Source organism: Pseudomonas frederiksbergensis, assembly GCF_003732665.1.
In the GTDB taxonomy this organism is placed as follows: Bacteria; Pseudomonadota; Gammaproteobacteria; order Pseudomonadales; family Pseudomonadaceae; genus Aquipseudomonas; species Aquipseudomonas frederiksbergensis_G.
Window position 1 is genome coordinate 374,805 of sequence record NZ_MOBP01000012.1, and the last position, 23,462, is coordinate 398,266.

At 58.8% G+C, this 23,462-nt stretch carries 20 protein-coding genes; 8 read left to right on the forward strand and 12 right to left on the reverse strand.

The window, feature by feature from the left end; translation table 11 throughout:
* Window positions 1-41: 41 nt before the first annotated feature.
* Together BK665_RS18890 and BK665_RS18895 are read left to right on the forward strand one after the other, a co-directional pair.
* A complete protein-coding gene (locus BK665_RS18890; protein ID WP_148053235.1) occupies window positions 42-2,063 on the forward strand; it encodes a hypothetical protein in 2,022 nt (673 codons plus the stop codon).
* 238 nt (window positions 2,064-2,301) lie between these two features.
* Window positions 2,302-4,668: an autotransporter outer membrane beta-barrel domain-containing protein gene (locus BK665_RS18895; protein ID WP_123408076.1), complete on the forward strand. Its 2,367-nt coding sequence runs from the start codon at window positions 2,302-2,304 to the stop codon at window positions 4,666-4,668.
* A gap of 92 nt (window positions 4,669-4,760) precedes the next feature.
* On the opposite strand, the gene BK665_RS18900 is transcribed toward BK665_RS18895, so the two are convergent.
* The 6 genes from BK665_RS18900 to BK665_RS18925 form a co-directional block, all read right to left on the reverse strand.
* Window positions 4,761-5,213, reverse strand: coding sequence for a hypothetical protein (locus BK665_RS18900; protein ID WP_123408078.1), 453 nt, complete (start codon window positions 5,211-5,213; stop codon window positions 4,761-4,763).
* Between the two features lie 207 nt (window positions 5,214-5,420).
* Complete coding sequence (locus tag BK665_RS18905) at window positions 5,421-6,038, reverse strand: LysE family translocator (protein ID WP_123408080.1); 618 nt, start codon at window positions 6,036-6,038, stop codon at window positions 5,421-5,423.
* Between the two features lie 52 nt (window positions 6,039-6,090).
* Window positions 6,091-6,930, reverse strand: a complete 840-nt coding sequence (locus BK665_RS18910) for an AraC family transcriptional regulator (protein ID WP_123408081.1) — start codon at window positions 6,928-6,930, stop codon at window positions 6,091-6,093.
* A 77-nt stretch (window positions 6,931-7,007) separates the two neighbouring features.
* The gene (locus BK665_RS18915; protein WP_123408083.1) at window positions 7,008-7,649 is read right to left on the reverse strand and encodes a DUF1345 domain-containing protein; all 642 of its coding nucleotides are present in this window, start codon (window positions 7,647-7,649) and stop codon (window positions 7,008-7,010) included.
* Between the two features lie 177 nt (window positions 7,650-7,826).
* Window positions 7,827-10,925, reverse strand: coding sequence for a multidrug efflux RND transporter permease subunit (locus BK665_RS18920; protein ID WP_123408085.1), 3,099 nt, complete (start codon window positions 10,923-10,925; stop codon window positions 7,827-7,829).
* A 15-nt stretch (window positions 10,926-10,940) separates the two neighbouring features.
* The gene (locus BK665_RS18925) at window positions 10,941-12,098 is read right to left on the reverse strand and encodes an efflux RND transporter periplasmic adaptor subunit (RefSeq protein WP_123408087.1); all 1,158 of its coding nucleotides are present in this window, start codon (window positions 12,096-12,098) and stop codon (window positions 10,941-10,943) included.
* A 269-nt stretch (window positions 12,099-12,367) separates the two neighbouring features.
* Between BK665_RS18925 and BK665_RS18930 the strand changes: the two genes are divergently transcribed.
* Both BK665_RS18930 and BK665_RS18935 read left to right on the forward strand, forming a co-directional pair.
* Window positions 12,368-13,069 carry a response regulator gene (locus BK665_RS18930; RefSeq protein WP_027923024.1) on the forward strand — a complete coding sequence of 234 codons (702 nt, stop codon included), beginning with the start codon at window positions 12,368-12,370 and terminating at the stop codon, window positions 13,067-13,069.
* 4 nt (window positions 13,070-13,073) lie between these two features.
* Window positions 13,074-14,375: an ATP-binding protein gene (locus BK665_RS18935; protein WP_123408089.1), complete on the forward strand. Its 1,302-nt coding sequence runs from the start codon at window positions 13,074-13,076 to the stop codon at window positions 14,373-14,375.
* Between the two features lie 123 nt (window positions 14,376-14,498).
* Here BK665_RS18935 and BK665_RS18940 read toward each other — a convergent pair whose 3' ends face one another.
* The 4 genes from BK665_RS18940 to BK665_RS18955 all read right to left on the reverse strand — a co-directional run bounded on the left by BK665_RS18940 (window position 14,499) and on the right by BK665_RS18955 (window position 16,992).
* Window positions 14,499-15,275 (reverse strand): anti-sigma factor family protein, encoded by a 777-nt coding sequence (locus tag BK665_RS18940; RefSeq protein ID WP_123408091.1) that lies wholly within the window; start codon window positions 15,273-15,275, stop codon window positions 14,499-14,501.
* Window positions 15,272-15,769, reverse strand: a complete 498-nt coding sequence (locus BK665_RS18945; protein ID WP_185076564.1) for an RNA polymerase sigma factor — start codon at window positions 15,767-15,769, stop codon at window positions 15,272-15,274. The genes BK665_RS18940 and BK665_RS18945 overlap by 4 nt, the downstream gene beginning before the upstream one ends.
* Before the next feature lie 52 nt (window positions 15,770-15,821).
* Window positions 15,822-16,352: a tetratricopeptide repeat protein gene (locus BK665_RS18950; protein ID WP_123408093.1), complete on the reverse strand. Its 531-nt coding sequence runs from the start codon at window positions 16,350-16,352 to the stop codon at window positions 15,822-15,824.
* A 79-nt stretch (window positions 16,353-16,431) separates the two neighbouring features.
* Window positions 16,432-16,992 (reverse strand): cytochrome b, encoded by a 561-nt coding sequence (locus BK665_RS18955; RefSeq protein ID WP_123408095.1) that lies wholly within the window; start codon window positions 16,990-16,992, stop codon window positions 16,432-16,434.
* Between the two features lie 136 nt (window positions 16,993-17,128).
* On the opposite strand from BK665_RS18955, the gene BK665_RS18960 reads away from it, so the two are divergent.
* The 3 genes from BK665_RS18960 to nudC all read left to right on the forward strand — a co-directional run bounded on the left by BK665_RS18960 (window position 17,129) and on the right by nudC (window position 19,761).
* A complete protein-coding gene (locus tag BK665_RS18960; protein ID WP_123408097.1) occupies window positions 17,129-17,902 on the forward strand; it encodes a class I SAM-dependent methyltransferase in 774 nt (257 codons plus the stop codon).
* A gap of 209 nt (window positions 17,903-18,111) precedes the next feature.
* On the forward strand, window positions 18,112-18,924 hold the full coding sequence (locus BK665_RS18965) for a crotonase/enoyl-CoA hydratase family protein (RefSeq protein ID WP_123408099.1): 813 nt from the start codon (window positions 18,112-18,114) through the stop codon (window positions 18,922-18,924).
* Between the two features lie 6 nt (window positions 18,925-18,930).
* Window positions 18,931-19,761: an NAD(+) diphosphatase gene (gene nudC, locus BK665_RS18970; protein WP_123408101.1), complete on the forward strand. Its 831-nt coding sequence runs from the start codon at window positions 18,931-18,933 to the stop codon at window positions 19,759-19,761.
* Here nudC and BK665_RS18975 read toward each other — a convergent pair.
* Both BK665_RS18975 and BK665_RS18980 read right to left on the reverse strand, forming a co-directional pair.
* A complete protein-coding gene (locus BK665_RS18975) occupies window positions 19,729-20,508 on the reverse strand; it encodes a TSUP family transporter (protein WP_123408103.1) in 780 nt (259 codons plus the stop codon). The two genes, nudC and BK665_RS18975, sit on opposite strands and share 33 nt — an antisense overlap.
* Before the next feature lie 180 nt (window positions 20,509-20,688).
* Window positions 20,689-21,927, reverse strand: coding sequence for an acyl-CoA dehydrogenase family protein (locus BK665_RS18980; RefSeq protein WP_123408105.1), 1,239 nt, complete (start codon window positions 21,925-21,927; stop codon window positions 20,689-20,691).
* A gap of 346 nt (window positions 21,928-22,273) precedes the next feature.
* Here BK665_RS18980 and sfnG point away from each other — a divergent pair, with 346 nt between their 5' ends.
* Complete coding sequence (gene sfnG, locus BK665_RS18985; RefSeq protein WP_123408107.1) at window positions 22,274-23,368, forward strand: dimethylsulfone monooxygenase SfnG; 1,095 nt, start codon at window positions 22,274-22,276, stop codon at window positions 23,366-23,368.
* Window positions 23,369-23,462: the final 94 nt, after the last annotated feature.

Here is a 23,462-nt window from a genome sequence, read left to right on the forward strand (position 1 = left end):
AAGCAACGTCGAAACACAATTAATAGTGATGGAGAACTGTAATGAATGCTAAGCAAGAAGTTGCAGAAATTGATAGAGAACTGTATCGAACTCAGTCGATTGGCGTTACGGCCGGCCCTCCAGTTCGAATTCCCGATGTACTAAGCCCTACTGATAGGCGCGTGCCGGTCAGCAAACTCGGAGCCGGTGCTCGTCTACAAGCGATCGTTCCTGCCTGGCCAATCCAGGACCTGAATGACCGGGTAGGTGTGTTCATAAAAAGGACGGCGGCACCAGCCGCCGCTTGGGAGGAGGTTTTCTTTTTCTTTGCCGGTCCGTTAGGCACACGACCTCCCGAATATACCGATTCCTATATCCCGGCCGACAAACTACTCGAGGACAACCCGCCGGCGACACCCACTAGTTGGGATATCCAATATAGGGCTGGACCACCCGTTGGTAACGCTCATAGGTCGGATGTCACGACCGTCATTATTGACCGTAGAGCGCCCTATCAGGCTGCTCCAGGAGGGCCTAAAGCACGGCCGCCGCTGGCAACATTGCCCACATTGTCGGCAGGCAACTTGATAGACGATGCCTTTATTGTCCGCAACCCGGGTGGCATGGCAGTAACTGTTCCGACAGGCTACCAAAATCCCTTGCCCACAGATCACATCAGGTTCTATATCAGCAGGACTTACTCGCTGACTAACCCTGATGCCCCACTTTGGGAGGGAGCTATTGGTACGGGAACCTTTACGGTTCCGGTTGCAGATGTACGAGATATCAGCCCGGACGCTGTATATGCCTACTACATATTGAGCGATGAAGTGGGGAATGTAAGCGCACTCTCTGCTGCGCAGGGACTGGGTGTCAGATTTGCGCCGCTTCCCGTTCTTGACCCCCCTGTCATCCCTTTGGCGCGGGACGAAACTGATCAGTTAATCGATCTGAAAGACTGCCGCGAAACGGGCGGCGTTACGATTGAACTGAAAAGAGTACCTGATATCTTGGGCACCGATGAAGTCAGGTTCATGTGGAATAATGAAGAAGTGCAAGTTCTTCCGTTCAATACTCTTGATCCGCTTATCTCTACAGTACCCTATGATACGATCTTCACAGATTACTATAAAGATGGTGTTGATACGGAAACTGACGTACCTGTAAAGGTGGAATGCATTTTACTTCGCAACACCACTATAATTAGTCGCTCAAGTAGAGATATATTTTCAAATCTTTATTATCCTGGACCTGTGAACCCGGTAGATCCGAATCCCGTTAATAACGAATTGGAGGCGCCGCATATCACGAGTACCGCAGTGAATGATGTTTTGGAGCCTGAAGACTATAACAAGGAAGCAACGGTAGCCTTTGATCTCTGGGTGGATCCTGATAAACCCGTGAAAGCGGGGCAGCAAATCTTTGGCGAGTACGCAGGTCAACGGTTTGGCCCAGAGTTTGTAACGGATGGTCAAACGGAAGTCACTATGGGTCTGCCGTGGGCATTGATTAATAGCGGTGGTTTGGGGGGCAATAAGCCGCTTCAATATTTTGTTTCTGATATCGGCGGTGTCAATGAAAACCCATCGCCGATCACTCAAGTAACCAACAATGCGCTCGTCATCGAGATGAAAGCACCGGAGATTGATCGGGAATACCCAGGCGAAAACATAATACTTTGCTCTGATCTCACCGCCGCAGGTTATGGAGCGGTCGTAAAAATCCCGGGCAACACCGAACATCTGTTACTTGGACGAAAAGTTACCCTGCGCGCCCAAGGATACAGAAATGCGGCGATGGATGACCTTTCACCTGGTACTGCATTTACGTCTCCAATAGCGCATGAAATTGTCGGGACTGAACCTGCCGATGGTTTTGAAATGGAACTTGAACCATATAATCCATATATCAGAAATATCCCTGTACCGCCTCCAACTCCTATTCCTGATCCACCAGGCCAATACATCGGATACTGGAAAATTTGGTATGAGGTCGAAATCAACGGTACGCAGTACCCTTCCGATGAGTTCACCTCGATCATTAACCTAGTCAATGTGGTAGGTGAATATTGCGAAGACCAGTAGATTGATAGAAACAGGTTTCTGCCACGACAACGAACTGAAAAACGTTGTCGTGGCGGACTCCTTTCAAACGTTAGGCGGTTTTCTTACCAGCTGAAACGCCATATTCCGCTGCAGAAAAAGATTTTTCCTACATTCGATCCTCATTGCAATCGATAGGCTTGCCGACGTTCTGGTGAGACCTTTCTTGGAGTTCCGTCAAGCAGGTCCATTCAACATTTGACAGGTGCGGTGGTTCAATATGTGGATAAACAACTTTTCCTTATCTAAGTTAACGAAGGACGGAAAATGGCGGTATCCGTCATTTTTCATTCTTTTTTTTGTATTACCGATTGCACAGGCTCGATTTCTAAATCCAGGTGAAACCGAAACTATTTCACCTTCGCCGACCATAGAAAGCTGGCTGCTTTCTTCCGGCGCAACGCTAACGGTCAATGGTGCCCAGACGCTGGACATCACGATCGAGGGCGGAACACTTAATGTAAATGGCGGCCAAACCCGGAAAATTGAAGCGATCGAAGCCGGAACAGTGAATCTTGATGGTGCGACAGTTCTCGGCACGGACGGATTTACGACGGTTACGCTAATCAATAGCACTGCAAATATTGTAAATACCACAGTGTCAGGACTCCAGTTCGGCTTGCAGGCCGTGCGTTTCACCGACACTCAAACAGGCTCACTGGTAACGCTCTCGGACAGTACTGTCCAAGGAACTTCCGGTGGTGCCGTTGCAACGGCCTTCAGTACGTTGAACTTAAGCAATACAACTATCGAAGGCACCGGCGCTTCAAGTTTCGGACTGAGTTTGTGGGGGGGGCAGGCTACTGCAAGCGCAGGTTCAAAAATCATCGGCGGCCTGAACGGCGTGACGTTCCAACCCGATGGTGACGACAACCAGGTCAGCAAACTGGTCCTGGATAATTCCAGCATTGAAGGGAAGACCGGCTCGGCAATCGTAGCTGACCTGGGAAGCAATCCGTTAGGCCCACTGATTATAGAGGCGCGCAACGGCTCGACACTGAAGGGTGGCAACGGCACGATTCTGGAAGTTGCAAATGGCACGGCGGTGAACTTCACCGTGGATAACAGCTCGCTGGAGGGCAACGTGAATGTCGAATCCGGTAGCCCTACAAGTGTGTTGTTGCGAAATAACGCATCCCTGACAGGTGACATGCTCAATGTTGCCGACCTAAGGCTTGATAATCAAAGTGCGTTCAGCGGGACCTTTAAAGGTGACCCCGCAGGGAGTGCGCGCGTGGTACTCGACAATGGATCGGTGTTCACCGGAGGCGTGGAAAATGTCTCTGACTTTGCGATTAACCGTTCGGTGTGGGTGATGACTGGCAGCAACGCCGTGAATAACCTGACATTGGCGGGGGGCACAGTAGACCTCGCGCCAGGGCCTACCTTCTACCAACTTGACGTCGTCAACTTGTCGGGCAATGGCACCTTCTCCATCTCTACCGATTTCGGCAGCCGTCAGACCGACTTTTTGAATGTCACGGGAACCGCGACCGGCAACCATGAACTGTCAGTCAGTGCTACCGGGAGCAAGCCAGCTGACGACCAGCCGATCCAGGTGGTAAAAGTTGCCAGTGGCGATGCGCGATTTTCGCTGCGTAATGCGGTCGATGCCGGTGCGTTTACCTACAAACTTTTCGAAGACGACAATGGCTGGTTTCTGCGACCAGACACTCAGGTCAGCACCAGTACCCAATCCGTTCTGGCCATCGCCAATACCGCGCCAACCATCATTTACGCCGAAAACACTTTGCTCAACACGCGCATGGGCGACCGGCGCTTGACCGGTGCCAAACCTGGCTTATGGACTCGAACTTACGGTAATCGATACAGCGTTGAGAATGCGTATGGGGATGGTTACAGTCAGACACAGCAAGGTTTAGTCATTGGGGCTGACACCGCGCTGGGGGACACTGACTGGCTCGTCGGCGCGATGGTCGGATATAGCAAAACCAGCCTGGACTTGAAACGTGGCAGTTCAGGGACTGTCGATAGCTATTCGGTGGGTGCGTATGCCACTAAATTTGACGCCCAAAGCGGTTTCTATGTGGATGCCGTTACCAAAATCAATCGTTTCGACAACGATCTCAAAGTTAGCATGAGTGACGGTGTCCGCACACGAGGTGGCTACGATAGCTACGGCCTGAGTGGATCACTGGAAGTTGGTAAGCAGAGTGAACTGGGCAACGGCTTTTTCTGGGCTCCTTTTGCCCAGATAAGCGCCGCCGTTGTGTCAGGCGACCACTACACACTAGACAATGGTCTTGATGTCGACAGTGAGTTGACTCGCTCACTGGTAGCAAAAGGCGGTTTGTATGCCGGGAGAGAGATTGACCTGGGGAACGGCCAAAAATTACAACCTCGCCTGCGCGTCGCTGTTGGCCATGAGTTCATAAAAAACAATGAAGTCAGTGTCAACGATAGCCAGTTCAACAACGACAGTTCGACGACTAGCGTGGAATGGGCGGGAGGCGTTAATTGGGCGTTGCCGAGAGGTGTTCAGCTGTTCGTCGAGGGCGGGTCTAGCCGAAGCAAAACGGTTAACCAAGATTACAATGTCATTGCCGGCTTCAGTGTTAACTTCTAATTATTTAGCCAACGTCGCAACATAAAAAAGGAAGCTTAGGCTTCCTTTTTTATGAGTGTGTATTCCCTGAAATCTGATCAGTATTGACTTTGCTACTGCGCTGCAAGATCGAATTCAGCGGTAATATCATGGAATTTCGGATTCACCAGTCCGTCTGTTACCGATGCACTGATTTCGCCTTTAATGGTCTGGTTGCCGGCGTCAAATTTAACAGCAATCATTGCCACTGTCGCCGAGTACTCCGAGGGTGGATCTTCTTCAGTGTTGGCATAGATAATTTTAAAGTCGTCGGCTATTTTGTGAGGCGCATTATCAGAGGGGTCCTTGAAAAAAATAATTCGAATCGACTTTATATGATTGCTCTGACTATCTCGATAACGGGCCTCAATGGTCCAACGTGGAGGTTCACCTTCCTGAGGGTAATTAACCCGAGAAAAAGTGGCCTGGAAAGGGAGTGGAATGTCCCTGTCGATCGAACCGTTGAATGAGTTGTTGAGGGCGGACTTCCGTACGTGAGAACTGTCTAGTTTCTGTGCTGCGCTCATGAATACAATCTCCACAATGAATATCGCAAGAGGTAGAGGTGTCCCAGAGTTCGCTCCGAGCTATGGGTTTTATTATCTAATCGCGATTATGCAAGGTTGTAAACTGTCATAGTTGACAGTTTACAGTTCATTATATTTATGAGCTTTGCTCATGCCTGGCTATTATTTAATAGCAATAGATCATATGAAAGGGGTCTTTTATCGAAATCAGACCATTACGCTGAGCCAGGCAGATCCCAACAGCACTAATGCTAAACAACGATTGAAGCGCATCAGGGCTTTGGGCGATTGTAAAAACCGAACTGATCCGCTACCCAACGCTGCCCATAGTCCGAGACAAGGAATGGACACAAGGAAAAACAACACCGATAAATACAATGTATGCATCATCTGTTTATCGCCTCGTACGGCAAACATACTCACCACTGCGAATGCCATCGTCCAAGTTTTTGGATTGATCAGTTGCAGGCTGGCAGCGCCCCATAAACCCAGACGCCGATCATTGCGGGCAGCGGAGTCGGACTCTATCGCCTTGTTGGGAGCCTGATACAGTTGCCACGCCAGATAGCTCAACCAAACCACTCCTAGCCATTTAAAGATATGGCTCAGTAGCGGAAACCGATTAAACGACTCACCGAGTCCGCAACCCACCAGCAACACGATGGTTGCGGCACTGACACACGCTCCGAAAACGATGGGCAGCGCAGCCTTGAATCCATAACGGGCACTGTTGCTCAGCACCAGGATATTGGTTGGTCCCGGTGTGATCGACGCGACAAATGCAAACAGCAAAAACGGCAGCAGGGTGGGGAAGGTGGACAGCATGACTTGTGAACTCCTGTGAATGATCGATGATTCGATCTTCACAAGCCGTGGGTCACGCGTCTGGAAGATTTGAGCAGCGCCTGCGGTACATCGCCGGAGTCAGCCCATACGCCCGCACAAACCAGCGCCCCAAATGACTCTGATCGGCAAACCCCAATTCCATGGCCACCGCCGCGGGTTGCACGCCGCTGGCGAGCATGCGCCGAGCCTTGGACAAGCGCAGTTGCACCAGATAGGCGTGGGGCGCCAACCCGTAGGCAGCCTTGAACGCACGGGCCAGGCGAAAGCGATCAACACCGGTGGCAGCGGCCAGTTGATCGAGGCCGATGTCCAGATGAGCATTGGCGTGCAGGTATTCCCGTGCTTTTTGCGCCACCAGCGGCAGGCGCGGGTCTTCGGCGTAGCGGGTGCGCCAGTGCAAGTGGCTGGTCAGGCGTTCGAGCAAACCGTCGAGGGCAGTCTGGCGCACGATTTTCAGCTCGCCACCGTGCAAGGTCTGGAACGCCAGGCTGGTGGCCTGGGCCAGTTGTGGGTCAGTGGTCAGGGTGTTGGCGAAACTCAGTTGGCTGTTAAGCGGGGCGTTTTCGAAGAGCCCGGCCAATTCACGCTCCAGCCATTGCGGGTCGAGGTAGAGCATGCGGTAGGTGAAGCCGTCCTCGGTGGGCGCTTCGCCGTCATGGATGTCACCCGGCTCCAGCAGAAACACCTTGCCCGGCGTGCTCTGATGCCGGGCCCGGCGGCAATTGAATTGCTGCACGCCTTGCTCGGTGACGCCCACCAGGTAACTGTCGTGCCAGTGCGGGTCGTAGGCGTGGCCCTCAAAATGCGCACGCAAGGTTTCGATGCCGGTGTCGGCGTCCTGGGCCAGGTCGATCCAGTTATGCGAAGTCATGCTGCACCTGTGAGACGGATTGCCGACTTATTTAACGCCTGCGACGCGGTGGATGCCTAGAACGTTTGTGCAGCCGTTTAGCTGAACAGTCCGGCCGCGATGTTGATCGAAAACCCGAGAATCGCCGTGTTGAACACAAATCCAATCAGCGATTGCGCCAGCACAATCTTGCGCAGCCCCCGGGTCGCTACGCCGACATCCGCGGTCTGCACCGCCACGCCGATGGTGAACGAGAAATACAAAAAGTCCCAGTAATTGGGGGTGGTCAGGCCTTCGGCGAAGCGCAGTGCCGGCTCCTTGCCGTCCCAGGTGTAGAACAGACGGGCGTAGTGCACGCAGAAAATCACCCCGATCAGTAGCCAAGAGCCGATGACGGTGGCTGCGGTGAACGCGTAATGCAGCAGCTTGCGCGAGGTTTCCAGGTCTTTGCTGCCGGCCAGTTCAAAAGTGATGGTCGCCAGGCTGGCAATCGCCGCGATGCATACCACGAACAACACCAGCCCGGCGTTTTCGTCTTCGATCTCGGCAATGCGCTTCACATCCGGCGCCTTGGCCTTGGTGGCGAGCCAGATCATCAGGAACAGGTAGGTCCAGACCCCGGCGTTCCAGCCAATGAGGATTTTGCTGATGATCGAATCGGCCGGAGCCAGGATGCCCACCGCCAGGCCAAGAACCGTGGCGGACGACAGGCGAGGGTGGGTGCGGGCGAGGAGGGGCATGGAGGCTCGATGGGTCAGGGTTTTGATTACCTTAGCCCAGCGTGGTGGGTTATGACCACATACCGAGTGCCCTTGTAGGAGCGAGGCTTGCCCGCGAAAGCGGTGTGTCAGGCAACATCAATGCTGACTGACACGGCCTCTTCGCGGGCAAGCCTCGCTCCTACAGGGGGTTGTGGGTCAGGTGTCTTTATGGCGCTTGCGCACCAGTTTCATCACCACCACAAAAAACACCGGCACAAACAGCACCGCCAGGGTCGCGGTGATCATCCCGCCGATCACCCCGGTGCCGATGGCTTGCTGGCTCGCCGAGCTGGCGCCAGTGGCAATCGCCAGCGGCACCACGCCAAGAATGAACGCCAAAGACGTCATCACAATCGGCCGCAACCGCAGGCGCGCCGCTTGCAGCGTGGCGTCGATCAGGTCGTGGCCTTCGTCGTACAGGCTCTTGGCAAATTCGATGATCAGGATCGCGTTCTTCGCCGACAAGCCGATGATGGTGATCAGCCCGACCTTGAAGAACACATCGTTGGGCATCCCGCGTAGCGTCACCGCAAGCACCGCGCCGAGTACACCGAGCGGCACCACCAGCAACACCGAGGTCGGAATCGACCAGCTCTCATACAACGCAGCCAAACACAGGAACACGATCAACAGCGACAAACCGAGCAGAATCGGCGCCTGACTGCCGGACAAACGCTCCTGCAACGACAACCCGGTCCATTCCTGGCCCAACCCCGCCGGGCCTTGCGCCACTAACCGTTCGATTTCCGCCATGGCTTCACCGGTGCTGTGACCCGGTTTCGGTTCGCCGGAAATGCTGATCGCCGGGTAGCCGTTGTAACGGGTCAACTGCGTCGGGCCCTGGGTCCATTTGGCCTGGACGAAGGCGGACAGCGGCACCATTTTCCCGGCGTTGTTGCGCACGTGGATCTTCAGCAGATCCGCCACCTGACTGCGTTGATCGCCTTCGGCCTGCACCACCACCCGCTGCATCCGCCCCTGATTGGGGAAGTCATTGATGTAGGCCGAACCGACGGCCGTGGACAGCACGTTGCCGACATCGGCAAAGGACACCCCAAGGGCATTCGCCTGCTTGCGGTCCACTTCCAGTTGCACCTGCGGCGCTTCGGCCAGGGCGCTTTCGCGCACGTTCATCAGGATTGGACTTTTCTCCGCCGCCGCCAGTAACTGCGTGCGCGCTTGCATCAGCGTGGCATGGCCGAGGCCGCCGCGATCCTGCAAGCGGAACTCGAAACCACTGGAGGTGCCGAGGCCATCCACCGGTGGCGGCAACACGGCAAACACCACCGCATCCTTGATCTGGCTCAGGGCGATGTTGGCCCGATCGGCAATCGACATGGCCGAGTCATCGCTGCCGCGCTCGGACCAGTCCTTCAACGTGGTAAACGCCAGAGCCGCGTTCTGCCCGCTGCCGGAGAAGCTGAAACCGAGAATCACCGTGCTGTCACCGACACCGGGTTCCGTGGCGTTATGCTTTTCGATCTGCTCGACCACCTGCACCGTGCGGTTCTTGCTCGCGCCGGGCGGCAGTTGAATGTCGGTGATGGTGTAACCCTGGTCTTCCACCGGCAGAAACGAGGAAGGCAGACGGCTGAAACACAGGCCCAACCCGATCAGCAGCACGCCGTAGATCAGCAGGTAGCGACCGGTGCGTTTCAATGCGTAGGCAACCCAGCCCTGATAACGCACGGTCAGTTGTTCGAAGCGACGGTTGAACCAGCCGAAGAAACCGCGCTTTTCGTGATGCTCACCTTTGGCGATCGGCTTCAGCAGCGTGGCGCACAGCGCCGGGGTCAAAGTCAGGGCCAGGAACGCCGAGAACAGGATCGAGGTGGCCATGGACAGCGAGAACTGTTTATAAATGACCCCGACCGAGCCCTGCATGAACGCCATCGGAATAAACACCGCCACCAGCACCAGAGTGATACCGATGATCGCGCCGGTAATCTGCTTCATCGCTTTGCGCGTCGCTTCCTTGGGCGACAGGCCTTCGGTGACCATGATCCGCTCAACGTTCTCCACCACCACAATCGCGTCGTCCACCAGAATACCGATGGCCAGCACCATGCCGAACATGGTCAGCACGTTGATCGAGAACCCCAGCGCGAGCATGGTCGCAAAGGTGCCCATCAGCGCCACCGGCACCACCAGGGTCGGGATCAGCGTGTAGCGGATGTTCTGCAGGAACAGGAACATCACCGCAAACACCAGCAACATCGCCTCGCCCAAGGTGTAGACCACTTTGGTGATCGAGACTTTGACGAAGGGCGAGGTGTCGTAGGGGATCTTGTATTCGACGTTGGCCGGGAAGTAGCGCGCCAGTTCGTCCATCTTCGCCCGCACGGCGGTGGCGGTGCTCAGGGCATTGGCCCCCGGCGACAATTGCACGCCGACGGCGGTGGACGGCTTGCCGTTCAAACGGGTGCCGAACTGGTATTCCTGGCTGCCGATCTCGACGCGAGCCACATCACCGATGCGCACGGTGGAGCCGTCGGGATTGGCCTTGAGCACGATGTCGGCAAACTCTTCCGGCGTTGCCAACTGGCCCTTGACCACGATGGTCGCGGTGATTTCCTGGGTGCTGCGGGTCGGCAGGTCGCCGATGCTGCCGGCGGACACCTGGGCGTTCTGCGCGACGATGGCGGCGTTGACGTCGGCGGGGGTCAGGTTGAAACCGATCAGCTTGCGCGGGTCGATCCAGATTCGCATCGCCCGTTCGGCGCCGTAGAGCTGGGCCTTGCCCACGCCGTCGAGACGCTTGATCTCGTTCATCACGTTGCGCGCCAGGTAGTCGCTGAGCGCCACGTCGTCGAGCTTGCCGTCGCTGGAGGTCAGGGTGATCAGCAACAGGAAACCGGAGGAGACTTTCTCCACCTGCAAACCTTGCTGGTTCACCGCTTGGGGCAGGCGCGACTCCACGACTTTCAGGCGATTCTGCACATCGACCTGGGCCATTTCCGGGTTGGTGCCCGGTTGAAACGTGGCTTTGATGGTGGCGCTGCCGAGGCTGCTCTGGGATTCGAAATACAGCAGGTGATCGGCGCCGTTGAGCTCTTCCTCGATCAGGCTGACCACGCTTTCGTCGATGGTTTGCGCCGAGGCGCCAGGGTAGGTGGCGTTGATTTCAATCTGCGGCGGCGCGACGTCGGGGTACTGCGCCACCGGCAACTGCGGAATGGCCAGCGCACCGGCCAACAGGATGAACAACGCGACCACCCAGGCAAACACCGGGCGGTCGATAAAGAACTGCGGCATAAAAAAGCGTCCTGCTTACTGTCCAGAAACCTGGGCAAGTGGAAGAGGGGTGTCGTCGATCTGCACTTTGTCGCCGGGTTTTGCGTGTTGCAGGCCTTCGGTGACGATCCGGTCGCCAGGCTTGAGGCCGCCGCTGACGATCCAGCGATCGTTCTGTACCGCGCCCAATTGCACCGGTTGCAGGCCCACACGCTGATCGGCGTCGAGCAACATCACCTGGGCCACCCCGGCGCTGTCACGCTGGATCGCCCGTTGCGGCACGCTGATGCCTTGCTGGTTCACGCCTTGTTCAATCCGTACACGCACGAAGCTGCCCGGCAGCAAGTCCAGGTCCGGGTTGGGAAACTCGCTGCGCAGGATGATCTGCCCGGTGCCCGGGTCGACGGAAATCTCCGCGAACAGCAACTTGCCCGGCAGCGGATACAGGCTGCCATCATCCTGGATCAGCGTGGCCTTGGCCTGATCCTGGCCGACTTGCTGCAACTGCCCGGAGCGGAACGCACGGCGCAGGTCGTTGAGTTCACGGGTCGACTGGGTGAGGTCGGCGTGGATCGGGTTCAATTGCTGGATCAACGCCAGGGGCGTGGTTTCGTTCTGCCCCACCAGCGCGCCTTCGGTCACCAGGGCACGGCCGACACGCCCGGAAATCGGCGCGGTGACGGTGGCGTAACCCAGGTTCAACTTGGCCCGGGCCACGGCGGCTTTATTGGCGGCCACGTCTGCGGCGGTTTGCCGGGCATTGGCCCGGGCGTTGTCGTAGTCCTGGCCGCTGATGGCGTTGCCTTCGATCAACTGCGAATAGCGCTGCTCCTGCAATTTGGCTTGGAACGCATTCGCTTCGGCCTTGCGCAACGCCGCTTCAGCGCTGTCCAGGTCAGCCTTGAACGGTGCCGGGTCGATGCGGAACAGCACGTCGCCCTGTTTCACGTCGCTGCCTTCGCGGAAGGTGCGCTGCAATACGACGCCAGCGACCCGGGCGCGGACTTCGGCAATGCGTGGCGCGGCAATCCGCCCGCTCAGTTCGCTGCTGATCGACAGTGGCCGGGCCTCGATGGTTTCGATGCGCACAGTGGCCAACGGCGCCGCTTCTTCAGCGGTCGAAGACTTGTCACAAGCGCTCAGTGTCAACGCCAGTGCAATCAGGCTGAGCGTGGCAAGCAGGTTCTTTGACATGTAAATACCCCAATAATGACCCCGGCATCCTACGGGGAGCCGACGAGAGTAGCGGTGAAGCTTTGTAGGCGCTGTGTGAAATTGTGTAAGGGTTTTGCTCGCGGGCGGGTGAGGGCGTATATCCTTGGCCCCTTGAATTTTTCAGCGACTGGCAGGCCGCCTTCGCGGGCAAGCCTCGCTCCTACAGGAGAATGCGATCTCTGTAGGAGCGAGGCTTGCCCGCGAAGAGGCCCGAAAGATCGCCACAGCTCTTTTTCTGGAAACACCCCATGCCCAACATCCTCCTGGTCGAAGACGACACCGCGCTCTCCGAACTGATCGCCAGCTACCTGGAACGCAACGGCTATAGCGTCAGCGTGATCAGTCGTGGCGATCATGTGCGCGAACGGGCGCGGGTCAATCCGCCGGACCTGGTGATCCTCGACCTGATGCTGCCGGGCCTCGACGGGCTGCAAGTCTGTCGCTTGCTTCGGGCCGATTCGGCGACGTTGCCGATCCTGATGCTGACTGCCCGGGACGACAGCCACGATCAGGTGCTGGGCCTGGAAATGGGCGCCGACGACTATGTCACCAAACCCTGTGAGCCGCGAGTCCTGCTGGCCCGGGTGCGCACCTTGCTGCGCCGCAGCAGCCTCGGCGAACCGCAGACCGCCAATGACCGCATCCTGATGGGCAACCTGTGCATTGACCTGTCCGAACGCACCGTGACCTGGCGCGAACAACTGGTGGAGCTGTCCAGCGGCGAGTACAACCTGCTGGTGGTGCTGGCCCGGCATGCCGGCGAAGTGCTGAGTCGCGACCAGATTCTGCAACGCCTGCGCGGCATCGAATTCAACGGCACAGACCGCTCGGTGGACGTGGCGATTTCCAAGCTGCGGCGCAAGTTCGACGACCACGCCGGCGAGGCGCGCAAGATCAAGACGGTGTGGGGCAAGGGTTATCTGTTCAGCCGCTCCGAGTGGGAATGCTGAGGCGATGTTCAGAATCCTCTTTCGCCTGTACCTGGTGACGATCGTTTCCTACAGCGCGGCGATTTACCTGGTGCCGGACGTGGTGATCAAGCTGTTCCATGAACGCTTCGTCACCTACAACCTCGACTACTCCCGAGGTTTGCAAACCCTGATCGTCAAGCAATTCCATGGTGTACCAAGCGAACAATGGCCAGCCCTGGCGGCGCAGATGGACAAGGAATTCCAGCCGCTGCACATCGTTCTCAGCGGCCACGATGACGCCGACTTCACGCTTGATGAGCGCGAGCGTTTGCAGCGCGGTGAGAACGTGGTGCGCATCGGCGACTGGGGCTGGCGCACCTTGGCGGTAGCGCCGTTGAACGACCGGACGGTAGTGCAAATGGTGGTGCCGCCGGACCCGCTGGACGTCAATCTGTTGTATTGGAGTATCAACGTGCTGATCGGCGCGACCATGCTGGCTTGCCTGTTGCTGTGGCTGCGTCCGCACTGGCGCGACCTCGAACGCCTCAAAGGCACGGCCGAGCGCTTCGGCAAGGGGCACTTGAGCGAGCGCACGCAAATTTCCCCGAGTTCCAACATCGGTAGCCTGGCCAACGTGTTCGACACCATGGCCGGCGACATCGAAAACCTGCTCAACCAGCAACGGGACTTGCTCAACGCCGTCTCCCACGAACTGCGCACGCCGCTGACACGCCTGGATTTCGGCCTGGCCCTGGCGCTGTCCGACGACATGCCGGCCGCCAGCCGCGAACGCCTGCAAGGGTTGGTCGCGCACATTCGTGAACTGGATGAACTGGTGCTGGAATTGCTGTCCTACAGCCGCCTGCAAAACCCGGCGCGTTTGCCGGAGCGGGTAGAAGTGTCGCTGGATGAGTTTATCGACAGCATTCTGGGCAGCGTTGATGAAGAACTGGAATCACCGGATATCGTGATTGATGTGCTGCTGCACGGTCAGCTTGAGCGCTTCACCCTCGATCCGCGCCTAACGGCCCGGGCGTTGCAGAACCTGCTGCGCAATGCGATGCGCTATTGCGAAAAGCGGATTCAGATTGGCGTGCAGGTGTGCCCGAAAGGCTGTGAAATCTGGGTCGATGACGACGGGATCGGCATTCCAGAGGATGAGCGCGAGCGGATATTCGAACCGTTTTACCGCTTGGACCGGAGCCGTGATCGGGCTACCGGAGGCTTTGGTCTGGGCCTGGCCATCAGCCGCCGCGCCCTGGAAGCACAGGGCGGAACCTTGACGGTGGAGGCTTCGCCGCTGAGTGGGGCGCGATTCAGGTTGTGGCTCCCCACACCGAACTGACGACAAGAACGCAATTCTGTGGTGAGGGGGCTTGCCCCCGTTGGGTTGCGAAGCCACCCCCGGCATTCCTCCAGGCACACCGCACGGGGGCAAGCCCCCTTGCCACAGGGTTAACGGTGACGGTCACACACTCAACCGTCCCCGCAACAGCTTCGCCATCCCCTCCAGTTCCGCCATCGAGTTATGCCCGATCAACATCCACGCATGTTCCGTATCGGCCCAGTACACGACATTCATGTTATGCCGGCGCTCCTGGGCAAACGGCCGGCTGCCCTTGTTGGAGCGGGTGACGCACAGTGCCATCGGGCCATGGGCCGGGTCGAGGTAGGTGATCTGGGCGATGGGCACGCCGTCGTACTCGAGGATTTGCGCACGCTTGAGCTCAAGGCTGGGCAGGGCCAGTTGCGCCGGCGCCAGTTTCAGGCCCAAACGCGCGTCGATGGTCCGCAACTGCGCACGCTGGGCGGATTCGTCGTTGGGCAGATGTTCAAGGGTTTGCGGCACGTAGAGCGACATATAGTCGGCCACCAAACCACGCCAGTTGCTTTTTTCCTGGGTCGATTGCCAGCCGATAAACAACCGGTCAGCCACCACACTGCTCACCACCAGACCGGCAGCCGCCGCCAGGAACCAGCGTCGGTTCAGGCCAGGACGGGCAGGGTTGGGCAAGGTGTCGAGCATGGCGTGCAGGCGATCCATCGGCGCTTGCTGGCCCAGTTCATCGTAGGCCGCCTTGAACGGCAGGTTGCTGCGGGCCAGCCATTGCAGACGCAGGCTCAGCACCGGGTCATCGTTGATCGCCGCGTCGATGCGGGTGCGCTGTTCGGTGTCGAGTTGGTCGTCGAGGTAGGCCACCAATTGTTCATCGGTCGGGATCGTCGGGCGCAGGGGGTCGGTCATCGACGTTCTCCAGTGGTGTTGCTCGGTACGGCGTGCAAGGGCGGGTACTCCGCGAGTTTCAGGCGGGCGGTGGCCAGGCGGCTCATGACCGTACCGATGGGCACTTGCAGCACCTCGGCCACTTCGCGGTAGGACAGCCCTTCGACGTAGGCCAGGTACACCGTTTCGCGCTGGGTTTCCGGCAAGGCATCGACACGGCGGATCACCTGCGCGGCCAGCACATGGGTTTGCGCCGCGTGCTCACCGTCGAACGACAGCGCTTCGTCGGCGTTCACTATTCCTTGGCCCAAACGCACGCGTCGGGCACGTACTTCGTTCAGCCAGATCGAGTGCAGGATGCTCAACAGCCAGCGGTCCATGCGGGTGCCGGGCACAAACTGCCCGGCTCGTTCCAGCGCCCGCACGCAGGTGGCTTGCACCAGATCCTCGGCCACATGCCGTTGCCGGGACAGCAGCAAGCCGTAGCGCCATAACCGCGCCAGATGCTGGCCCAACTCTGTTCGTATTGCCTGATCGCTGGCGATGGCGACCTCCGTCCGTTCGGTGTCAGGTTTTCGATGAATCGTTGATAGCTTCGGCCAGGTCCTGGTATTCCTCGCAGGTGCTGCCGCAGATCGATTTGATGTGCTGCAACTGTTCCTGGGCCAGGTCCAACCGGCCTTTGATCACATACGCCTCGCCGAGGTATTCGCGCACTTGTGCATACTGCGGGTCGAGTTTGACCGATTGCAGGTAGTAGCCGATGCCTTCGTCGGTTCGCCCCAGTTTACGCGTGGCGTAGCCGCGATAGTTGAGGGCTTTGGCGGTGTTTGGATCTTTCAGCGTATCGAGCAGGGCCAGGGCTTCTTCGTAGCGACCGTCCTTGGCCAGGCGATAGGCGTAGTCGGTTCGATCGGCGTCCGGCACCAGGCTGCTGGTTTGCAGCACGCATTTGCTCGATTTGCTGTCGTACACCTGGCCTTTAGGGCAGTTGGGCTTGGCCGGTTCATCTTCGTCGCCGTGGGCGAACGCCGCAGTGCTGGATAGCGCCGCAAACAGCACCAGCGGGGCAGTGAAAACAGCGAAACGGATATTCATGGGTGAAACTCCATTCACAGTGAAAATAGATTCGTGGGCAGATAACCGTAGAACACCCGACCCCGGTGTTCTATTCGTTTCAGTTCGTATCACTACCCGGCAGCATCCGGCGCAACGTGCCGTCCCGCAGGCCGTAATGATGGACCAACGCCATCACCGCGTGCAGCCCGGCCAGAATCACGATGGCCCAGGCGACGTTTTCATGCAGCCCGCCAAACACCGAGCGCATGCTTTTATCGAAGGTCATTAATTGTGGGACAGCGAACAGCCCAAAGAAGTTGAACGGTTCTGCCTGCGCCCAACGAAACAGGAAGCCCAGCACGATCTGGCTCAACAGCAGCAGGTACAACGCCAGATGCGCAGTTTTCGCTGCAATATTCATCATGCCCTGATTGGCCGGCGGCAAACGCCGCCCCCGGGACAGGCGCCAGAGCAACCGGCCAATGACAATCACTGCCAGCAGGATGCCGCAGGAGATGTGCACCGACTGCAAACCCTTGCGCAGCGGCGTGCCCTTGGCCAGTTGTTCCCAGATTTGTGCGCTGGCGAACATGAAGATCACCAGCACCGCGGTCAGCCAGTGCAGGCTTATGGTCAGACGGTCATAACGTGTCGGCGAATCGGCATTCAGGCGGTTCATGGGCAATCCTCTTGGGCGATGCAAGGTGAACACCGTTGGGTGAGCAATTATTCATTTCTTACTTGAGATCTTTGCAGGGGCCGTTCAGGTTCAGACGCTATGCTCGCAAGCATCGCTGAGTATCGGGAGAACTGCCATGAGAGAACACATTCACCATGCTGCCGCCGATGGCTACAAAACCGGCGCCGACACCTACGTGCGCGGGCGCCCGGACTATCCGCCTCAAGTAGCCGACTGGCTCACTGGCACCCTGAGCCTGAATAACGACAAAACCGTGATCGACCTCGGCGCCGGCACCGGCAAGTTCACCGGGCGCTTGGTGGCCACCGGGGCGCAGGTGATTGCCGTGGAACCGGTGCCCGAGATGCTGGACAAGTTGTCCGCCGATTATCCCGAGGTGCTGGCGGTCAGCGGCACAGCTACCGATTTGCCGCTGCCCGATGCCTCGGTGGATGTGGTGCTCTGCGCCCAGTCCTTTCACTGGTTCGCCACCCCCGAAGCGCTCAGGGAAATTGCCCGGGTCCTCAGGCCCGGCGGCAAGCTGGGCCTGGTCTGGAACCTGCGCGATACCCGGGCGAGTTGGGTGCCGAAACTCGACGCCATCGTCAATGCCCTGGAAGGCGATACCCCGCGCTACTACACCGGCGCCTGGCGCCTGGCTTTTCCGCATAAGGCGTTCGGACCGCTGCAGGCGCAGCATTTCGCCCATGGCCATAGCGGCTCGCCGGAAGATGTGATTTTCAATCGGGTGCGGTCCACCAGTTTTATTGCGGCGTTGCCCCAGGCACAGCGGGACAGGGTGGATGCGCAGATTAAAGCCTTGATTGAAAGTGAGCCGGAGTTGCGGGGTAAGGATGTGATTACTGTGCCTTATGTGACGGCGGCGTTTGTGGTGGTGAAAGGGGGTTAGATCGGCGGGGCGGCCATTCGCGAGCAAGCCCGCTCCCACATTTTGAAATGCGTTCCCCTGTGGGAGCGGGCTTGCTCGCGAAGGCGCCAGCCCAGACAACACAGAACCCAAAGCCAGTCCCGCATTTGGCCGAACCACTGCCTTACTCCCACCCGCGATGCCTTGTTATAGTTCGGGCCTCATTTTCTGCCCGGTCAAGGATCACTGCCATGTCTCAGTACACCGCGTTTACCGTCGAACTCGCCGACAAAATCGCCCATGTGCAGATCAATCGCCCGGAAAAGATCAACTCGATGAATGCCGCGTTCTGGAGCGAGATCATCGAGATTTTCCAGTGGGTCGATGACACCGACGAAGTGCGGGTGGTGGTCCTCAGTGGCGCCGGCAAACACTTTTCCTCCGGCATCGACCTGATGATGCTGGCCGGGGTGGCCAATGAACTGGGCAAGGACGTCGGCCGTAATGCGCGCCTGCTGCGGCGCAAGATTCTCGCCCTGCAAGCCTCGTTCAATGCTGTCGATAACTGTCGCAAACCGGTGCTCGCGGCGATCCAGGGTTATTGCCTGGGCGGCGCTATCGACCTGATTGCGGCCTGCGACATGCGCTACGCCGCCGAAGACGCGCAATTCTCGATCAAGGAAATCGACATCGGCATGGCCGCCGACGTTGGCACGCTGCAACGCTTGCCGCGGATCATCGGTGACGGCATGCTGCGTGAACTGGCTTACACTGGTCGCAACTTTGGTGCCGAGGAAGCGCGGGGCATGGGCCTGGTCAATCGGGTCTACAGTGACCGCGACAGCATGCTCGATGGCGTGATGGGCATTGCCCGGGAGATCGCCGGCAAGTCGCCGATCGCCATCACTGGCACCAAGGAAATGATCAGCTACATGCGCGACCATCGCATCGACGACGGCCTCGAATACGTCGCCACCTGGAACGCCGCCATGCTGCAATCCACCGATTTGCGCGTGGCCATGGCCGCCCATATGAGCAAACAGAAACCCGAATTTCTGGACTGATTAACCATGATTTCACGCTGGACCACCGCAGTACTGGACACCGATCAACCCGGCGGCTGGGCCGTGGCCCGCAGCCCTGAAGGCTTTCTGTTCGACGACAATGGCGCGCTGTTCCCCCGGGAATGGCTCAAGCGCCAGGACTTGTCGGTCCTGGCCGAACACGGCATCGGCCACCTCGATGGCGAGCCGGTCTACCTGCTGGAGTTGCGCAACGCCAGCGAAGTGCCGGGCTGTAACTGGAAAGGCCTGCGGGCGTTCATGCTGGAGGGCGATCACACCGTCTACAAGGTGCTCGGTTACGCTGCGCAGATTGGCACCTGGTATCGCGAACACCGCTTTTGCGGTAACTGCGGGCAAGCCACCCATCAGGTTCCCCGCGAGCGGGCGATGTATTGCGAGCCGTGCGACATCCGTTATTACCCACGGATTTCGCCCAGCATGATCGTGTTGGTGACCCGTGGCGATGAAGTGCTGCTGGCCCGTTCGCCACGCTTCGTCACTGGGGTCTACAGCACGTTGGCCGGGTTTGCCGAGCCGGGGGAATCGGCCGAGGATTGCCTGATTCGCGAGGTCCGCGAAGAGGTGCAGATCGAGGTCAAGAACATTCAGTACATGGGCAGTCAGTGCTGGCCGTTCCCGCACTCGATGATGCTGGGTTTCCACGCCGAATACGCGGGGGGCGAAATCGTCTGCCAGGAAGACGAGATCGAAGACGCCCAGTGGTTCAACATCCACGCGATGCCGCCGTTGCCGGCCTCGCGCTCGATTGCCCGTTACCTGATCGACGTGTATCTGGCGCGGCGTTTAGGCCACGCTGAACCAGTGTTGCCAGGCTAACCGCACGGTCAAGCCCAACACCACGGTAATGAACACCGGGCGAATGAACTTCGCTCCGCCGCTGATGGCGGAGCGTGCGCCGAAGAACGCGCCGACCATCACCGACAGGCCCATGCTCAGGCCGATGATCCAGTCCACCTGCCCGGAAAACACGAACACCGACAGCGCCGCGATGTTGCTGACGAAGTTCATGCTGCGGGCCACGCCGCTGGCCTTCACCAGGTCGATGGGGTACATCAGCATGCTGCTGACGGTCCAGAACGCACCGGTGCCGGGGCCGGCCACGCCGTCATAGAAGCCGAGGCTGAAGCCTTGGGTCGATTGCCACTTCTTTTTGATCGGTGCGTCGCTGTCCAGCGGCGCTTTCGGCGTACCGCCAAACAACAGGTACACGCCACAGGCGAAGACAATCACCGGCAGCATCTTGTTCAGCCATTCGGCGGGCAGGTAATGCGCGACCACGGCACCGGTCAACGCGCCCACCAGCGTACCGACGATGGCGTGCACCCATTGCCGTGGATGGAACAGCTTGCGCCGGTAGAACGTGAAACTGGCGGTGGCCGAGCCGAAGGTCGAACTCAGTTTGTTGGTGCCCAGCACCAGGTGCGGCGGCAGGCCGGCGGTCAACAGCGCAGGCGTGGTTAACAGCCCGCCACCGCCGGCGATGGCGTCGATGAAACCGGCAATGAAAGCGACAACGGCCAGAATGGCCAGGGTGGTGAGGTCAACGCTGAGTTCGAAAGGCATGGAATCGGCTTATTCGGCGGGGCGCAGCAAGGGCTGCGGGGAAGGCCGGTATCTTACCTATATACAACTTCTGCGGCGACCCGTCTGGCCTCTTCGCGGGCAAGCCTCGCTCCTACATTTGAAATGCATTCCCCTGTAGGAGCGAGGCTTGCCCGCGAAAGCGTCAGCCCAGCCACTGCATCACTTGAGCTGCGGCCCATTCCCGATCTGCCACACAAACGGCGGCTCAGTCCCGTTAATCGCCCAATCCCCCACAATCCGCGCCTTGTAGATCACCGGATTATGCGACGACACCGTCCGCGCATTGCGCCAATGCCGATCCAGTGATTTCCCTTGGCGCACATCCGAAGCCCCCAACGCATTGAACAACTCAGTGGTCGCACGCTGGATCAATTCGGTGACCACCACCTGCGCCTTGGCCGATTCGATTTCCGCCGCGACATTCGCCGCTTGCTCCAACGCTTGATCACCAGAGAAACGTGCCTCGTAAGCTTTCTGCGCCGGTTGCGCCGCCTTCAATGCACTGGCCTCGGCGGCATACACCAGCGCCGCGATTTCACCGACCACTTGCTGAATCTGCGCATCCTGACTCACATGTTGCGCATTGCCATGGCTGTAGATGCGTTTGCGCTCGCGCACGTGCTGCGCCACATCGCGTAATGCAGCGCGACCGATACCGGCCAGGGACGCCAGCAACACCAATTGATAAAACGCCGTCTGGTATTTGAAGCGGGTGGCGAAGTCGATGATGTTCTCGGCGTCCACTTCGGCATCGATAAACCGCGAAGTGCCGCTACCGGTGGTGCGCTGGCCGAAACCGTCCCAGTCATCGCTCTGCACGATGCCCGGCTGGCGGGTGCGCACGGCGGCGATCACGTCGCCACCGGTGTCGCTGCGCTGGGCGTAGACGTCGATCCAGTCGGAGAAAAGGCTGCCGGTGCTGTAGAACTTTTCACCGTTGAGCCGCCATTGCTCGCCGTGGGGCGAGACTTTGGTGATGACATCGCCGATGGCCACGCTGCCGATTTCAGTCCAGGCGCAACCAATGATGTCGCCGGCCACGAAGCGCTTGAACCAGACGTCCCGCGCCGGACCGGGCGCAGCGTTGAGGCGGTCCTCGGCGAAAGCAAAGTGCCCGCGCAAGGCTTGCGGGACGTTGGAGTCGGCTTCGGCCAGTTCGATCAGCAGTTCAAACAGTTGCGGCACCGAGGCACCGCCACCGCCGTATTCCACGGGCACGCGCACCGCGCCGAAACCGGCTTCCTTTAACCATTGAATCGGCTCGTAGGGCAGGCTGCGGGTTTGTTCGCGCTCAACGGCACCGGCGGCGATGCGAGTGAAGATCGGCCGAAAACGCGCGGCGAGGCTTTCGTAGTCGGTGCCGGTGGATAGGGGGTTGATTACCTGGTGATCGGTCATGGGACAGCTCCTTGGGGCGGCAGTGGATGCAGGGGGGGATTGCACGGTCCATGCCGGGGCTGTCGGGCCAGGGTTTATTGAAGGTTGCGGATTTCGGTGAAGCACCAACTGTTGCAGGACCAACAGCGCAACAGCAAATTGCCCCTGACACACCTCAATCCCTGTGGGAGCGGGCTTGCTCGCGAAGGCGGCCTGCCAGCCAATAAAGATGTTGAATGTGCAACCGCATTCGCGAGCAAGCCCGCTCCCACAGGGATCTCGGTCGACTCAGGACACTTGTGTTTTGCGCACTGGCACGGTTGCTGCTCTATCCCAAAGACTTTCCCAACGTCCCGAGGACACGCCAATGAGTCAGCAAGCCGTCAAATTTGCCTACTGGGTGCCGAACGTCAGCGGCGGGCTGGTGGTCAGCAAGATCGAGCAGCGCACCCACTGGGGTATCGATTACAACCGCAAACTGGCGCAATTGGCCGAGGCGGCGGGGTTCGAATACGCCCTGACCCAGATTCGCTTCACCGCCGGTTATGGCGCCGAGTTCCAGCACGAATCGGTCGCCTTCAGCCACGCGCTGCTGGCCGCCACCACCACACTCAAAGTCATCGCCGCGATCTTGCCCGGCCCGTGGCAACCGGCGCTGGCGGCCAAGCAACTGGCGACCATCGATCAACTCACCAATGGCCGGGTGGCGGTGAACATCGTCAGCGGCTGGTTCAAGGGCGAATTCCAAGCCATCGGCGAGCACTGGCTGGAGCACGACGAACGTTATCGCCGCTCCGAAGAATTCATCCGCTCGCTCAAGGGCATCTGGAGCCAGGACAACTTCACCTTCCGTGGCGACTTCTACCGTTTCGACAATTACAGCCTCAAGCCCAAACCCCTGGGCCAGCCGGAAATCTTTCAGGGCGGCAGCTCCCGCGCAGCAAGAGACATGGCGGCGCGGGTGTCCGATTGGTACTTCACCAACGGCAACACCCCGGAAGGCATCAAGGCCCAGGTCGATGACATTCGGGTCAAGGCTGCGGCGAACAATCATTCGGTGAAGGTCGGGGTGAACGCTTTTGTCATCGCCCGCGACACCGAAGAAGAAGCCCGCGCCGTGCTGGCGCAGATCATCGACGAGGCCGATCCGGAAGCGGTGAATGCCTTTGGCGATGCGGCGAAACAGGCGGGCAGGGCGTCGCCGGAAGGCGAGGGCAACTGGGCCAAGTCCACGTTCGAGGACCTGGTGCAGTACAACGACGGCTTCAAGACCAACCTGATCGGCACGCCGCAGCAGATTGCCGAGCGGATTGTGGCGTTGAAAGCGGTGGGGGTGGATCTGGTGCTGGCGGGGTTCCTGCATTTCCAGGAAGAGGTGGAGTATTTCGGTAAGCGGGTGTTGCCGTTGGTACGAGAGCTTGAAGCCAAAGCTAGCGTGAAGGAACAAGCCGCAGTCGCCTGAACACCGTAACCCTTGTAGGAGCGAGGCTTGCCCGCGAAGGCGGTGTGTCAGACAGCATTGATGTCGACTGACACGGCCTCTTCGCGGGCAAGCC